The sequence below is a fragment of the Azospirillum oryzae genome (assembly GCF_008364795.1).
Classification (GTDB): domain Bacteria; phylum Pseudomonadota; class Alphaproteobacteria; order Azospirillales; family Azospirillaceae; genus Azospirillum; species Azospirillum oryzae.
Genome location: NZ_VTTM01000006.1, coordinates 281859 through 295438, shown reverse-complemented (window position 1 = coordinate 295438; position 13580 = coordinate 281859). Strand labels below are relative to the sequence as shown.

General features: G+C 66.1%; 14 protein-coding genes. 5 read left to right on the top strand and 9 right to left on the bottom strand.

What is annotated here, in order from left to right:
- Nucleotides 1–367 precede the first annotated feature (367 nt).
- From FZ938_RS18505 to FZ938_RS30645, 4 genes are all read right to left on the bottom strand, one after another.
- On the bottom strand, nucleotides 368–898 hold the full coding sequence (locus FZ938_RS18505; RefSeq protein WP_149199919.1) for an RrF2 family transcriptional regulator: 531 nt from the start codon (nucleotides 896–898) through the stop codon (nucleotides 368–370).
- Nucleotides 899–985: 87 nt separating this feature from the next.
- Nucleotides 986–1402, bottom strand: a complete 417-nt coding sequence (locus FZ938_RS18500; RefSeq protein WP_149199918.1) for a cupin domain-containing protein — start codon at nucleotides 1400–1402, stop codon at nucleotides 986–988.
- A 73-nt stretch (nucleotides 1403–1475) separates the two neighbouring features.
- Nucleotides 1476–2231 carry an SDR family oxidoreductase gene (locus FZ938_RS18495; protein WP_149199917.1) on the bottom strand — a complete coding sequence of 252 codons (756 nt, stop codon included), beginning with the start codon at nucleotides 2229–2231 and terminating at the stop codon, nucleotides 1476–1478.
- Between the two features lie 242 nt (nucleotides 2232–2473).
- A complete protein-coding gene (locus FZ938_RS30645; RefSeq protein WP_174757142.1) occupies nucleotides 2474–2641 on the bottom strand; it encodes a hypothetical protein in 168 nt (55 codons plus the stop codon).
- A gap of 150 nt (nucleotides 2642–2791) precedes the next feature.
- Between FZ938_RS30645 and FZ938_RS18490 the strand changes: the two genes are divergently transcribed.
- Nucleotides 2792–3355: an Rrf2 family transcriptional regulator gene (locus FZ938_RS18490; protein ID WP_343075079.1), complete on the top strand. Its 564-nt coding sequence runs from the start codon at nucleotides 2792–2794 to the stop codon at nucleotides 3353–3355.
- A gap of 110 nt (nucleotides 3356–3465) precedes the next feature.
- On the opposite strand, the gene FZ938_RS18485 is transcribed toward FZ938_RS18490, so the two are convergent.
- The gene (locus tag FZ938_RS18485) at nucleotides 3466–4542 is read right to left on the bottom strand and encodes an alpha/beta fold hydrolase (protein WP_149199916.1); all 1077 of its coding nucleotides are present in this window, start codon (nucleotides 4540–4542) and stop codon (nucleotides 3466–3468) included.
- A gap of 185 nt (nucleotides 4543–4727) precedes the next feature.
- Nucleotides 4728–6326 carry an ABC-F family ATP-binding cassette domain-containing protein gene (locus tag FZ938_RS18480; protein WP_149199915.1) on the bottom strand — a complete coding sequence of 533 codons (1599 nt, stop codon included), beginning with the start codon at nucleotides 6324–6326 and terminating at the stop codon, nucleotides 4728–4730.
- Between the two features lie 115 nt (nucleotides 6327–6441).
- Here FZ938_RS18480 and FZ938_RS18475 point away from each other — a divergent pair, with 115 nt between their 5' ends.
- Nucleotides 6442–7083, top strand: coding sequence for a TetR/AcrR family transcriptional regulator (locus tag FZ938_RS18475; protein ID WP_211101102.1), 642 nt, complete (start codon nucleotides 6442–6444; stop codon nucleotides 7081–7083).
- Nucleotides 7084–7090: 7 nt separating this feature from the next.
- Here the strand turns inward: FZ938_RS18475 and FZ938_RS18470 are convergent, their stop codons facing one another.
- Nucleotides 7091–8380: a sensor histidine kinase gene (locus FZ938_RS18470; RefSeq protein ID WP_246457337.1), complete on the bottom strand. Its 1290-nt coding sequence runs from the start codon at nucleotides 8378–8380 to the stop codon at nucleotides 7091–7093.
- A 44-nt stretch (nucleotides 8381–8424) separates the two neighbouring features.
- Complete coding sequence (locus FZ938_RS18465) at nucleotides 8425–9165, bottom strand: response regulator (protein ID WP_149199913.1); 741 nt, start codon at nucleotides 9163–9165, stop codon at nucleotides 8425–8427.
- Nucleotides 9166–9392: 227 nt separating this feature from the next.
- Between FZ938_RS18465 and FZ938_RS18460 the strand changes: the two genes are divergently transcribed.
- Both FZ938_RS18460 and FZ938_RS18455 read left to right on the top strand, forming a co-directional pair.
- On the top strand, nucleotides 9393–10163 hold the full coding sequence (locus tag FZ938_RS18460; protein WP_149199912.1) for an alpha/beta fold hydrolase: 771 nt from the start codon (nucleotides 9393–9395) through the stop codon (nucleotides 10161–10163).
- A gap of 62 nt (nucleotides 10164–10225) precedes the next feature.
- The gene (locus FZ938_RS18455; protein WP_149199911.1) at nucleotides 10226–11992 is read left to right on the top strand and encodes a cytochrome c biogenesis protein DipZ; all 1767 of its coding nucleotides are present in this window, start codon (nucleotides 10226–10228) and stop codon (nucleotides 11990–11992) included.
- 42 nt (nucleotides 11993–12034) lie between these two features.
- Here the strand turns inward: FZ938_RS18455 and FZ938_RS18450 are convergent, their stop codons facing one another.
- Nucleotides 12035–12541: a MarR family winged helix-turn-helix transcriptional regulator gene (locus tag FZ938_RS18450; protein ID WP_149199910.1), complete on the bottom strand. Its 507-nt coding sequence runs from the start codon at nucleotides 12539–12541 to the stop codon at nucleotides 12035–12037.
- Nucleotides 12542–12861: 320 nt separating this feature from the next.
- Between FZ938_RS18450 and maiA the strand changes: the two genes are divergently transcribed.
- Nucleotides 12862–13515, top strand: coding sequence for a maleylacetoacetate isomerase (gene maiA, locus FZ938_RS18445; protein WP_149199909.1), 654 nt, complete (start codon nucleotides 12862–12864; stop codon nucleotides 13513–13515).
- The last annotated feature ends 65 nt before the right edge of the window (nucleotides 13516–13580 follow it).

The window sequence follows — 13580 nt, the reverse complement described above, 5'->3', positions numbered from 1 at the left end:
CGGTACGCTCTGTCGGCGGTTGTCGACGGCGTCCACAGCGTGACGTGTCAGGTGCATCGAGCGGGTCGCCGATGGCGCCAGCCGCTTGATGGTGTGGCTATAATATGCGCGAAAAATATATCTTTAAGAGCGGACAGATTGTCGCACTTCGCTCCCGGGATTCGGATGACGGTCGAGAGAAGCGGTTGTTTGAGGCACCGCTCTGCGCTCGTCAATGAGGTTTGTGGGCAGGCCGCACGGTTATGAGACGCCCAGTGATGCGAATCATACTTATTTTATGAATGTTAATGCGATAATCTCGGTCCCGACGCCGCATCCAAGCTCAATGTCCGATGCTCTGCGGCCCGCCTACGGGATGACGGACGATTCATTTGGATCGCGACGTGCGTGTCGAGGTCCGGGCATCGAACCGGTCCTGCATCCAGTGTGCAATTTTGTCGGAGAATTCCGGCGGGGCCTTTCGGCCGAATGTATTGGCGACATTGGCAAGTGTCTCCTGGGCCAATTCCGCCCGCATCGCCTTTTCCGCGCGCAGCATCACCGCATGCACCGCACAGACGCCGGATGTCGCCCAGGAGGGCGGCCGCTGCCCGAACACCGCGCAGCGGCCGCGGATTTCCTGGCAATCGAAAAGCGGCTTGTCGCCCTCGATCGCATCGACGATTTGGAGAAAAGTGATGTCCTCCGGCGCTTTGGCGAGCCGGTAGCCGCCGCGCACACCTTCGCTGGCCATCACGAGCCCCGCTTTTTCAAGCTTCGGAAAGATCTTGGCGAGGAAGGTCGGCGAGATGCCCTGCAATTCGGCCAGATCGCGGCTACTCAGCGGCTGGTCACCCGATGAGACCAGCCAGAGAAGGCAGTGAATGCCGTACTCGACGCTGACGGTGAGATGTGCCATGGCTGGTTCCGACAGGATGCAAAGGAACGGGGACGTTAGTCATCCGTGTTTCAAAGCGCAAGCCGTCCCTGTTCCGCAATTCCTTCGTCACCTCTTGTCCGGCGTGGTCAGCTCCGAATCCGCGGCGTCCACGACGAAGACCGCGAGGAGCTTCGCCGGCCGGGTGTCGCTGGCGTTGGCGCTGACCCCATGGTGGTCGCCCGGCAGTTCGGTGAAGTTCTCGCCCACCCGATAGGTCTTGGTCGGGCCGTCATTGACCTTGCTGCGGATAGCTCCCTCCAAGACGGTGGCGTAGATGAGCGCCGACTTCGCATGGGTATGGGCAGGCGAATAGCCGCCCGGACCATATTCGACCAGCACGCCCTTGACGCTTTTGCCGGGCACGTCGGGCAGCGCGTGTTCGTAAACCAGGGTCACCTTGGCATTTTTCGATTGGGGAGTATCGGCGAGAGCCGTGGCGAACGGCAGGGTCGCAACCAGGAGTGGGGCTAGAAAGCGCTTCATGGTTCTGGTCCTTCAGTGATCGATGGTGTTGGATGGGCACCGGGTAACGGACGCCAATCTGGAGGAACGTCGATCAGCCACCCATCCGGGACCGTTCGAGCCAATCGTTCAGACCAATGTGGCCAAGGCGGGACGGACCGGTGGGGACCAGGGAGAGTTCGGTGACGCTGCCGCCGAAATAGCGGGCTGCCGGATCGCCGACGGCGGTGCGACGATCGCCCACCGCCTCCAGATAGCGGCCGATGATTTCGGCAAAGGGGCCGCGGTCCGGACCTGCGATGTCGATGTGTCCGTCGAGCGGCGGCGCAAGCGCGGTTTCGGCCAGAATGGCGGCCACATCGTCCGCGGCGATCGGTTGGAACTGCACCGGCGCCAACCGTACCCGGTCGCCGTCGGTATGGCCGTCGGCTATGCCGGCGAGGAATTCCAGGAACTGGGTGGCGCGGACGATGGTGTAGGGAATGCCGGACCGCGCGATCAGCCGCTCCTGCTCTACCTTCGCACGAAAATAACCGAGGTCGGAGACGCGGTCGGTGCCGACGATCGAGAGGGCAACATGGTGGCGGACGCCGGCCTTCGCTTCGGCAGCGGCCAGATTGGTGCCGGAGGTCCGGAAGAAATCAGTCACGACCGATTCGTCGAAGGACGGGGCATTGGACACGTCGACGACCACCCCGGCCCCGGCCAGCGCGCCGGCCAATCCCTCGCCGGTGATGGTGTTCACGCCCTTGCTGGGCGAGGCGGCAACGACCTCGTGGCCGCTGGCGCTCAGAGTGGCGACAAGCTTGGAACCGATCAGTCCCGTTCCACCGATGACGACGATTTTCATGAGTCCCTCTTTTGTCCGATGGGCATCCGGTGCCCGATTGAAACGCCGGGAATGGCGGCGGCGAGCGTTCGGATCCTGCGGATCACCGTAATTCGTCTGCTCACCCGATAACGCAGACCATATCAGTCCGTGTTTAACGGAGCAAGCAGAAACGAAGACTGAATCTATCCGTGTTAATGTCGCCGGGTGAGGATGCTGCATCATCAGGCGGCGATGCGGGTTCAAGCCTCCTGCATGGCTGCTCAGTCCCTGTACAAGGGCGACCCTTCGGGGCCAGCTTCTGACAGCGTGGAGGTGGAGTCGAAGGGGTTCAGCCATTCCCGATGGCGGGCGAAATGGACGGCAAGCAGGTCGATGAAGGGGTGGAGAGCGCGGCTGGCGGCTTCCCCGGCGACGAACTGAGGGGCCATGTCGACAGCCTGCCACCGCCAACGTCACCAGGATCGTGCAGCGCATTCCCGTCAGGATCGTCCTGGCGACCCTGCTGAAGAAGCCCGACCATTTGGGCGGGGGCGGCGCCCATTGAACCGCGTTTTCGGCCGGCGTTCCGCCCGGACGGAATGGAACGGTCGATTGCAGAATCCAAGAAGCACGAATATATTGATGTAGAATTTATGCAGGTTTGGTCGGCGATGCGCTTGTCGAGCTATACGGATTATGCTCTGCGCCTGCTCATGTACCTCGCTGTGAGGCAGGAGGGGTTGCCGACCATCAGCGAGGTTGCGCAGGTGTATGGCATTTCGAAAAACCATCTGATGAAGGTGGCGAACGATCTCGGGCGTGGCGGCTATATCGAAACCGTGAGGGGACGGAACGGCGGACTGCGCCTCGGTCGTCCGGCCGAGCTAATCCGGATCGGCGACGTCGTCCGCTACACCGAAGAGGAAATGGCCATCGTCGACTGCATGGGCGCGTTGCAGGACCCGCCCCTCTGTCGACTGAGTCCGGCCTGCAACCTGCGCAGCGCCCTGCATGAGGCGTTGCAGGCCTTCCTGGCCGTCCTCGACGACTACACCCTGGCCGACATTGTCCGCCATCGCCGCAGCATGGCATCCATGCTCGGCCTGCCGCAGCCACCTGTCCTCCATACCCTCGGGCAGGGGGCCGCAGAGCAGGGTTCGTGACCATCAGGCGGTTTCGGGCTCTTGGCCGGCGCCGGCTGCGAACTCAATCGGCATCCGCATTGTCGACATCCAACCGCAAAGCCAATGCGACTTTTGCGGCCAAGCCTTGGTCAGGCTTTGCCGACGTCCAACACGGCCTGGGCGAGGGCCTTCGGCGCCTCCTGCGGCAGGTTGTGACCGATGCCGCCGGTGATCAGCCGATGCTCGTACCGGCTGGTGAACTTCGCACGGTACATGTCCGGTTCCGGGTGTGGCGCGCCATTGGCGTCGCCTTCCATGGTGATCGTCGGAACCTTGATGGTCGGGAAGGCCGCCAGCGCCCGTTCAAGCGCATCATACTGCGCTTCCCCCTCCGCAAGGCCGAGCCGCCAGCGATAGTTATGGATGCTGATGTCGACATGGTCCGGATTGTCGAGGGAAACCGCAGACCGTTCGAACGTGGCGTCGTCGAAGGACCAGTTGGGAGAGGCGAGTTGCCAGATGAGCCGGGCGAAGTCGTGCGTATACTTCGCGTAGCCGGCCCGGCCGCGTTCGGTCGCGAAGTAATACTGATACCACCATTGCAACTCCGCCTTGGGAGGCAGCGGCGCCCGGTTGAGGTCCTGACTGCCGATCAGATAGCCGCTCACCGAAACCATGCCCTTGCAGCGTTCCGGCCAGAGTGCGGCCATGATGTTCGCCGTCCTGGCGCCCCAATCGTAGCCGCCAAGTATAGCGCTCTGAATTTTCAGCGCATCCATCAGGGCGATCATGTCGGCGGCGATGGCTGCCTGCTGGCCGTTGCGCGGCGTCGCGGCGGACAGGAAGCGCGTCGTGCCGTAGCCGCGCAGATGAGGGACGATGACACGGTAGCCGGCCGCCGCGAGGATTGGGGCCACCTCCACATAGCTGTGGATGTCATAGGGCCAGCCGTGGAGGAGGAGAACCACCGGCCCGTCGGCGGGACCATCCTCGGCGTAGCCGATGTTGAGCGGTCCGGCATCGATCTGCTTCAGCGATTTGAAGCCGGTGGGCAAGGGGGATCCCGCCGTCGACCGGGCCGTGGGTGGTTCCGCTGCCTCCGCCCGTCCCATTCCCAGCCCGAGGCTGGCCGCCGCGGCTGCGAGGGTCGCCGTGCCGATGAAGCGCCGCCGCCCATGGTCGACCAGGGCCGTGCCGACGGTCTCCGTCTCTATGTCCCGTGCCATCGATTTCTCCTTTGATGCGTTCATTCCTGGCGGCAACATCCGATGCCGATGTATCCCCCGCATGTCGGGCCATGGGGCATGGTGAAAGCGTCTGTATCGTCCTGCCCATCGGATACAATGGGATACAAAGTCCCGACGGGGGTGACCGTCCCGATCCCGTTCCGGATCGTCGATGCCGGCGGAGGCTAAGCGCTCCCGCCTCCCCGTGGGCCGAGGCTCAGCCGCCGTTCGATGCCGATGTTGGTCATGAAGGTCTCGTCATGGCTGACCAGCAGGATGGCACCGTCATAGGATCTCAGCCCCGCCTCCATGGCTTCGACCGATTCGATGTCCAGGTGATTGGTCGGTTCGTCCAGGATCAGCAGCGCCGGTGGCCGCGATCCGCCCAGCGTGCAAGCGAGTCCGGCGCGCAGCATCTGTCCGCCGCTCAGCGTCCCGACCTGTTGCAGGGCCGCGTCCGCCCGGAACAGGAAGCGGGCGAGTGCTGCCCGGCAGGCATTGTCGGTTGCGCCGGGATTGATGCGTTTGAAGTTATCGAGGATCGACGCGGCGGGATCGAGGATGCCGACGCGCTGGTCCAACATGGCGAAGTCGACGGCGACCGACATCGTTCCCCGGATCGGCGCGATCCCGCCGGCGATCAGCATCAGCAGCGTCGTCTTGCCCGATCCGTTCGGTCCGACGATGGCGACCCGTTCCGGCCCCTCCATCGTGAATGAAAAATCACGGATGATCGGATGGTCCGGGTCATGGCCTGCCGTGACGCCATCCAGCCGCAGGACGGTCCGGTTGGCCGGAAGCCCGGTGGGTGTCAGCGCCACCGAGAGGTCCTGCAGGATCTCGATGCGGGACCGCGCCGAGGCGAGTGCGGCCTGGGCCTCCGCCCGCTGGCGGTCGGCCAGTTTGGCGCCGGCACCCCGGCTTGCCTCGGCGTTGCTCTTGCGTGCGCCCAGGAGGATGCGGGGCATACCTCCTTGTGCCGCCTTCCGTGACCCGGCCGTATCGCGCCGATCCTTCCGTTCCGCCGCAAGCTGCGCCTTGCGCCGGACCTCCGCCGCCTGCCTTTCCGCGTGGGCCACGTCCTGCTGTGCCGCTTCCAGTTCCGTCGCCTTGCGCTCGCGAAAGTGCGTCCAGTTGCCGCCGTAGCGCGTCGCGCCCAGCGAGGTCAGTTCAATGATTGAGTCCATCTGGTTGAGAAGCTCGCGGTCGTGGCTGACCACGATCGCTCCGGCCCGCCAGCCGGCGAGGAGGGCGACCACCGCGTCGTGGCCGGAGCGGTCGAGATTGTTGGTCGGTTCGTCAAGCAGCAGGAAATCGGGTGCGGCGAAGACCGCCGCGGCAAGGCTGGCGCGCGTCCGCTGGCCGCCCGAAAGTTCCGCCAGCCGGGTATCGGGACCGGCATCGAGCCCGACGCGGGCCAAGGCGGCGGTGATGCGCTCCGCCAGCGTCCAATCGGCGTCCGCCAGTTCCTCCACGCTTGCCGTCCCGGCCTCGGCGCGGCGCAGGAGGGCGAGCGCCCCGGTCACGCCGAACAGGTCGGCCACCGTTTCCCGCTCGCCGGGTTTGACCACCTGTTTCAACTGGCCGAGCGTGCCGGTGACCCGGACGCTGCCGGTCATTGGCTTGAGTTCTCCCGTGATGAGTTTCAGCACGGTTGTCTTGCCGATGCCGTTCCGTCCGACGAGGCCGGTGCGCTCTTGTCCGAAATTCAGGTCGAGACCGGTCAGGACACCGTGGCCATCTGGCGTCACCCAACTGATCCGGGACAGGGAAATGGCCGCCATGCGTCACCCCTTGTTGGATTCGAGATATCAGCACGCATACGTGCTGATATCAGGTGGTGGTGGAAAACGCAACGATCCTGTGCTGTTTTGGCGGTGGGTAGAGAATTGAAAGGACGTGAGCGTGGACATCGGTGGACGCAAGCCCGGAGGGAGACCGACCAGGGAGCAGGCAGCGGCCATCGATGCGCGCATCCTCGATGGCGCCAGGGCCGTCTTCTGCCGCAAGGGCGTCGCCAACAGCGGTTTGGAGGAGATTGCGGCAGAACTCGGTGTGTCCAAGCACACGCTTTACCGCCGTTACCCCAACAAGGCCGCCCTTCTTGAGGCCGTGGTCGGGCGTGACGTCGTGCGGTTCCGCGAAGCCCTGCTGTCCGCTGCCGCCGGCGAGGGTAGGGCGCTCGACGCGCTGCGCCGCGCCGCGTTCCACTATGTCGAGATCGGGTCGTCGCGCGACTACGCCGCCTTCTATCTCTCCGTCAGCGCCGAGGCCGCGGTTTCGCCGGTTCTTCGGGAGCGGCTGGCATCCTGGTCACGCGATGCCCTGGAACCGCTGGTCGGGCTCGTTTCGACTGCGCAAGCGGCGGGCGAACTGCGACCCGGCGATCCGGCTTCGGTCTGCGGGATCCTGATCGACCTGCTGGAGGGCGTGAACAACCGCCTGCGGCTCGGCGAAGACGCGGCGGCGGATGCGCCCTCCCTCTTGCGGCTGTTCGAGGAGCGCTGGACCGTCTTCACCACCGCCTTCGGAAACGGTTAGCCCCCGGTCAGCCGAGCGTCACCTCGGCACAGAGGCCGCCCGCCGGCCGGTTCCGCAGTGTCAGCGCCCCGCCGATCGCCAGCGCCAACTGGTGGGCGATGGCCAGCCCCAGTCCGGTTCCTCCGGAGTCACGGTTGCGGGACTGTTCGAGCCGGTAGAATGGCTGGAGGACGGCGGCGAGCTGATGCTCGGGAATGCCGAGGCCGGTGTCGCGGACCGCGATGCCGATCCGGCCGGCGCCGTCCCGGCTCACCGTGATCTCGGCCTCTCCGGCGAATTTCAGGGCATTGTCGATCAGGTTGGTCAGGATGCGGCGCAGCGCGTGCGGCCGGGTTGTCAGCACCGCGCCGGAGAGCCCGCGGACGGTCACCGGCTTGCCCATGTCCTGATAGTCGAAGGCGAGGCTCTCGACGAAGGACCCGACATCGATGCGGGCCGGCGTCTCGACATCGCCATGGGCGCTGCGCGCATAGGCCACACCTTCGCGCACCAGCCGTTCGATCTGCGACAGGTCCCGGAGCAGCCGTTCCTTCTCCGGGCTGTCTTCCGCCATCTCGACCCGCAGCGCCATGCGGGTGATCGGCGTCTGCAGGTCGTGGGAGATGGCGGCGAGGATCCGCACACGCTCTTCCAGGTAATGGGTGATCCTGTCCCGCATGGCGTTGAAGGCGGTCGCAGCATGGGCGACCTCGCTCGGGCCGTCCTCCTCCAGCCGTGCCGACGTGCCGCCGGGGTCGAGCGTTTCGGCAGCCTTGGCGAAGCGCGCCAGCGGGCGGATCGCCTGCCGCATGGCAAGCCAGGTGCAGAGGACCAGCAGCAGGAGTTGACCGACCAGCAGCAGGGGGAGCCAGGCGGCGAGCGGCATGAGCGCCGGCGTCACGTCGATCGTCACTGGTGAACCGTCGCGAAGCGTGACATGGGCCTGGAGATGCGGGCGATCACCCGGAATGCTTTCGACCACCACTGGGAAGCCGGGGCCGGCACCGCTGTTGATGGCGCGGGCGATCTCCGCGCCGCGGCTGCTCAGCTCCGGTATGCCCGGCAGGCCGGGACCAAGCTCGTAGCGGTAGGTGCGCCGCTCCAGCACCGCCAGCCAGCGGCCGCGCTCCTCCGGCGGCAGGCGGTCGAGCAGGGCGACCGAGGTCGCCACATCCTGCTCCAGCGTGCCGAGCATCATCGCCTTGGCGGCACTGGTGCGCTCCAGGAACAGCGCGCCGAAGGACAGCCCGTGCGCCAGGACAAGCCCGGTCAGGAGGATCAGGAACAGCCGCCAGCGCAGGGTACGCGGCGGGTGCAAGAAGCGACGGAACCGGAGGACCGCGCCCCTGATGGCCGTGCCCTTCATGGTCTTGTCCTCGTGATCTCGACCGGCATCGCCAGCACATAGCCTTCGTTGCGGACCGTCTTGATGTGGCCGGGCTCGCGCGCGTCGTCGCGCAGCCGCTGTCGGAGCCGGCTGACAAGCAGGTCGACCGACCGTTCGAACAGTTCCGCCTCCCGCCCCTGCGTCAGGTTCAGGAGCTGGTCGCGCGACAGGACCCGTTGCGGGTGGTCGAGGAAGACGCGCAGCAGCCGGTATTCGGCACCGCTCAGCGCGACGGCCGTGCCGTCCTGGTCGAGCAGATGGCGGGCGACGGTGTCGAGCCTCCAGCTGCCGAAGCTCAGCAGATGTCCGGCCTCGCTGATCTGGAGGTTGGGCGGCAGCATGCGCGCCCGGCGCAGGATCGCCTTGATGCGCGCCAGCAGCTCGCGTGCCGCGAACGGCTTCGCCAGATAGTCGTCGGCTCCCATCTCCAGGCCGAGGATGCGGTCCATCTCGTCGTTGCGCGCGGTCAGCATCAGCACCGGCGTCGCGGCATGCCGGCCGGCACGAAGCTCCCGGCACAGAACCAGCCCGTCGTCGCCCGGCATCATGATGTCGAGCACGATGAGGTCCACCCGGTCGCGCTCCAGGAACGACCGCATCTGCCGTCCGTCGGCGGCGAGGGTCACGCGCAGGCCATTCCTTTTCAGATAGCCGGACACGAGTTCCCTGATGTCGCGGTCGTCGTCGACGATCAGGACGTGGTCGATGTGATCCATTCGGTCGAACCCCGCTGCTGTTCGGCGGTCTTACGACGGGTGGAGCCTTGCCCGCTTCCGGCGGCTTGTGTCGGTCTGTATCCGCCCCGTCGGCTGATACATGCCGGTACAAAAAACCCCCTGCCGCGAGCTGGCATCCGCATCGTTCCGTCTGGACAGCCTGCCGTTCCGCGATATACTTATCAAAATAATAATTATGATGCAAATCACATGAGGGGAATACCTCCATGCTCTGGTGCAAGTTTCCGGCCGCCCTGCTCGGTCTCGCCCTGTCGCTGGCCGCGCCCTGGTCCCCGGCCGCCTCCGCCCCGGTGAAGTCCGTGGTCATCGTGCATGGCGCCTTCGCCGACGGCTCGGGCTGGCGCAGGGTGTCCGACTTCCTGACCGCCAAGGGCTTTGCCGTGTCGATCGTCCAGCAGCCGCTGACCTCGCTCGGCGACGATGTCGCGGCCACCCGCCGCGTCCTCTCCCTTCAGACGGGCCCGGCCGTCCTGGTCGGCCACAGCTATGGCGGTATGGTGATCAGCGAGGCCGGGAACGACAGCCATGTCGCGGCCCTGGTCTATGTCGCCGCCTTCCAGCCCGATAAGGGCGAGAGCCTCGCCAAACTGGCCGAGAGCAAGCCGGTGTCGGGTGCCGAGCCGGGAGCCGTCAAGGCCACCGCCGACGGCTACCTCTACCTCGACCCGCCAGCTTTCGCCGGTGCCTTCGCCGCGGACCTTCCGGCGGCGGATGCGACCTTCCTCGCCCATTCCCAGGTCTTCGCGGCGAAGGACGCCTTCACGGCGCCGGCCGGCGAACCGGCATGGAAATCCAAACCGAGCTGGGCGCTGGTGGCGACCGCCGATCGGTCGATCAACCCGGAGCTGGAACTGGAGATGGCCCACCGTGCCGGCAGCCATGTCCGGCCGGTCGAGGCCAGCCATGCCGTCTATGCCGCCAAACCCGAGGCCGTCGCTGCCCTGATCGTCGAGGCGGCCGAGGCGGTTTCGCAGTGACCTTCCAATGATTTGCCGGGCCGGGCACCAACCCGCGCCCGTCCCGTCGAAAGCGTTCAGTCATGATCCTCTTTCTCGTCTGCTTCCTGGCGGGCGTCCTGACCATCGTCAGTCCCTGCATCCTGCCGGTCGTGCCCTTCGTCTTCTCCCGGGCGGGGCAGCCGCTGTTCCGCAGCGTCCTGCCGATGCTGTTCGGTATGGTGATCAGCTTCGCCGGTGTCGCCACGCTGTCCGCTGTCGGCGGAAGTTGGGCGGTGGAAGCGAACGGAGCCGGGCGGGCCGCCGCCATCGCGCTGATGGCCGTGTTCGGATGGACGCTCCTGTCGCCGCGCGCCGCGGCGATGCTCAGCCGCCCGCTGGTCGCCGCCGGCAACCGGCTGTCCGGTCGGGCCGGTGTTGCCGGATCGCTTCTTCTGGGCGTCGCCACCGGCCTGCTCTGGACACCGTGCGCCGGACCGATCCTCGGGCTGGTCCTGACCGGTGCGGCGCTTCACGGCGCCAGCCTGCAAACCACCCTGCTGCTGGCGGCCTATGCGGCCGGAGCGGCGACATCCCTGACGCTCGCCCTTCTGGCCGGCGGCCGGGTGCTGGCGGCGATGAAGCGGTCGCTCGCCATCGGGGAGCGTCTGCGCCAGGGACTCGGCATCGCCGTCCTTGCCGGTGTCGGCGTCATAGCCCTGGGGCTCGACACCGGGCTGCTGGCCCGCCTGTCCTATGCCGGAACGTCCGGCGTCGAACAGTCGCTGATCGACCGGTTCGCTCCTGCCTCTGCCCCTGCGGCTTCCGGAACGTCGGGTGCGCCGGAGACGTCCGCGACGGGTCTGGTGCTTGCCGATGCCCGGCGGGTCTACCGCAGCAGTCTGCCGGTCGAGGGCCTTCTCCCGTCCTTGGACGGTGCGACGGACTGGCTGAACTCAAAGCCGCTCAGTACAGAGGAGCTGCGTGGAAAGGTCGTCCTGATCGATTTCTGGACCTACTCCTGCATCAACTGCATCCGGACGTTGCCCTACCTGCAGGCATGGGCGGAGAAGTACCGGGACCAGGGGCTGGTGGTGGTCGGCGTCCATGCCCCGGAGTTCGCCTTTGAAAAGCGGATCGGGAACGTGCAGACGGCGCTGCGGGATTTCGCCATCACCTACCCGGTGGCAATAGACAATGACTTCCGGATCTGGCGGGCGTTCGGCAACAGCTATTGGCCGGCCTTCTATATCGCCGACTCCACGGGCCGCATCCGCCATCATCAGTTCGGGGAGGGCGGGTATGAGCGAACCGAACGGGTCATTCAGGATTTGCTGGCAGAGGCCGCCGGACGTCGGGACGAGGATGGCAGGCTGGTCAGCCCGGCGGGGCAGGGCGCGCAGGCGCCCGCCGACCTCGACGACATCCGCTCCGGCGAAACCTATGTCGGTTATCGGCAGGCTGCGAACTTCGCCTCGCCGGAGCGGGACGGCATCGACCGGCCGCAGGACTATACGGTTGGTGCGCTGCGGCTCAATCGCTGGGGGCTCTCCGGCAACTGGACGGTCGGGGCCGAGCAGGCGCGGCTGAATCGGGCTGGCGGGGCGATCGCCTACCGCTTCCGGGCGCGCGACCTGCACCTCATCCTCGGCCCCGCCCAGGATGGCAAGCCGGTCCGTTTCCAGGTCACAGTCGACGGCATGGCCCCCGGTCCGGATCACGGAACGGACACGGACGCCGAGGGCTACGGCACCGTTTCGGAAACCCGGCTCTATCAGCTGGTGCGACAGGCGGGCGCGGTGCGGGAACGGACGTTCGAGGTGCGCTTTCTCGATCCCGGCGTCGACGCCTACGCCTTCACCTTCGGCTGAGGAGAGTCCCTCATGGCGTCGACCCTCCGCATCCGATCTCTTTCACTTGCCGGCCTGCCGGAGGTTGTCGCGCAGTCGGGCGACCGCTCTCTGGAGCGCTCGGAACTCGTCTGGCGGAAGTCCGGAGGCCTTCACCGTCATCTCGCCGAAGCCAAAGCCCTTCTCGCGAAGTTGCCGGCCGGCCTCCGTCAGAGAGACGCGCACGCTGCGTTCATCCTCGTCGTCGCGTGTCCGCGTGACATAGCCCATCGACTCCAGCCTTTGCAGCATCGGCGTCATGGTGCTGGGTTCGAGGAACAGCTTCTCGCTGAGGCTCTTGACGGTCTGCCGGTCCTCCTCCCACAGGGCGATGATGGTGATGTACTGGGGATAGGTGACCCCAAGCTGCTCCAGCACCGGTTTGTAGACCCGCGAATAGGCGAGGTTGGCCGAATAAATCGTGAAGCACATGAAATCGGCCAGCCGGGCGGTTTGCGACCTCCCGGCCGGCGCAGCGGCCGGCGTGTCGGAGGGGGGGGCGGCGGGTGTGCTGGCGGTCTTGCGGCTCATGTCGTCACCGGAAGTTCGGTTGTCCTGATCACCATCGCGGCAACCGCTCGGCTCGGCGGCACGTCAATGTTGTTACGATCATAATGATTATCATACATCCACCGTGGGAGACAGCGCGATGCGTGTCCTTCTCGCAATGGCGGCGGCCATCGGGCTCGCCGCCGCCCCCTGTGCCTGGGACGATGACCCCCGCGAGGCGCCCTCCATCCTGGCGCTGCTCTCGCGGCCGCAGCCACTCCCTTCCTCTGTCGCACCCTTTTCACACCAGCCTGTCAAAGCACCGGCAGCGGTGAGCACCCCCCACCAGTGAGGACGAAGACATGAAGCTTTTCGAAGACCGGATTTCCTCCGCCGTCGCCCGTGTGCGCATCGCGTTGGCGCTGAAGGGGGTGGAGGTCGAAAGCGTCCCGATTTCCATCCTCGGTGCGCAGCCGCGCAGCCGGAGCGCCGATTACCTTGCGGTCAACCCGCAGGGCCTTGTGCCGGCGCTTCTGACCGACGACGGCGTGTTGATCACGCAATCGCTGGCAATTGTCGAATTTCTCGACGAGCGGTTTCCCGAACCGGCGCTTCTGCCGGCCGATCCGGACGAACGCGCCCTGGCCCGGTCGGTGGCCCTTTCGATCGCGTCGGACATCCATCCCCTTTTGCCGCCCCGCGTGACGAAGCGGCTGGGCACCATTCCGGGCGCCGACTCCATGACCGTTAGGGAATGGAACCGCCACTGGATTCAGGAAGGATTGACTGCGATCGAAGCCCTGCTGTCCCGGCAGCCGGAGAGACTGTTCGCCCTTGGAGACGCTCCGTCGGTCGCGGATATCGTACTTTTCCCGCAAGCCGTCAACGCGGAGCGGGTCGGCTTCTCCCTCGCGGTGTGGCCGCGCATCGCCTCCGTCATCTCGACCTTGCGCACCATTCCCGCATTTGCGGCCAACGCGCCGGTGCCTCGGTCGGCAGACGCTTCCATCGAGTGAAATGCTGGAAAGTCTCACCCGCTCCCGTCTGCCAACGCGCCCTGTTCTGCACAGATCTGACGCGG

Bases quoted from the DNA above. Each gene is read 5' to 3' on its own strand.
- FZ938_RS18505 (WP_149199919.1), bottom strand. From the start codon at position 898: ATGGCACATCTCACCGTCAGCGTCGAGTACGGCATTCACTGCCTTCTC.
- FZ938_RS18500 (WP_149199918.1), bottom strand. From the start codon at position 1,402: ATGAAGCGCTTTCTAGCCCCACTCCTGGTTGCGACCCTGCCGTTCGCC.
- FZ938_RS18495 (WP_149199917.1), bottom strand. From the start codon at position 2,231: ATGAAAATCGTCGTCATCGGTGGAACGGGACTGATCGGTTCCAAGCTT.
- FZ938_RS30645 (WP_174757142.1), bottom strand. From the start codon at position 2,641: ATGGCCCCTCAGTTCGTCGCCGGGGAAGCCGCCAGCCGCGCTCTCCAC.
- FZ938_RS18490 (WP_343075079.1), top strand. From the start codon at position 2,792: ATGGAACGGTCGATTGCAGAATCCAAGAAGCACGAATATATTGATGTA.
- FZ938_RS18485 (WP_149199916.1), bottom strand. From the start codon at position 4,542: ATGGCACGGGACATAGAGACGGAGACCGTCGGCACGGCCCTGGTCGAC.
- FZ938_RS18480 (WP_149199915.1), bottom strand. From the start codon at position 6,326: ATGGCGGCCATTTCCCTGTCCCGGATCAGTTGGGTGACGCCAGATGGC.
- FZ938_RS18465 (WP_149199913.1), bottom strand. From the start codon at position 9,165: ATGGATCACATCGACCACGTCCTGATCGTCGACGACGACCGCGACATC.
- FZ938_RS18460 (WP_149199912.1), top strand. From the start codon at position 9,393: ATGCTCTGGTGCAAGTTTCCGGCCGCCCTGCTCGGTCTCGCCCTGTCG.
- FZ938_RS18455 (WP_149199911.1), top strand. From the start codon at position 10,226: ATGATCCTCTTTCTCGTCTGCTTCCTGGCGGGCGTCCTGACCATCGTC.
- FZ938_RS18450 (WP_149199910.1), bottom strand. From the start codon at position 12,541: ATGAGCCGCAAGACCGCCAGCACACCCGCCGCCCCCCCCTCCGACACG.
- maiA (WP_149199909.1), top strand. From the start codon at position 12,862: ATGAAGCTTTTCGAAGACCGGATTTCCTCCGCCGTCGCCCGTGTGCGC.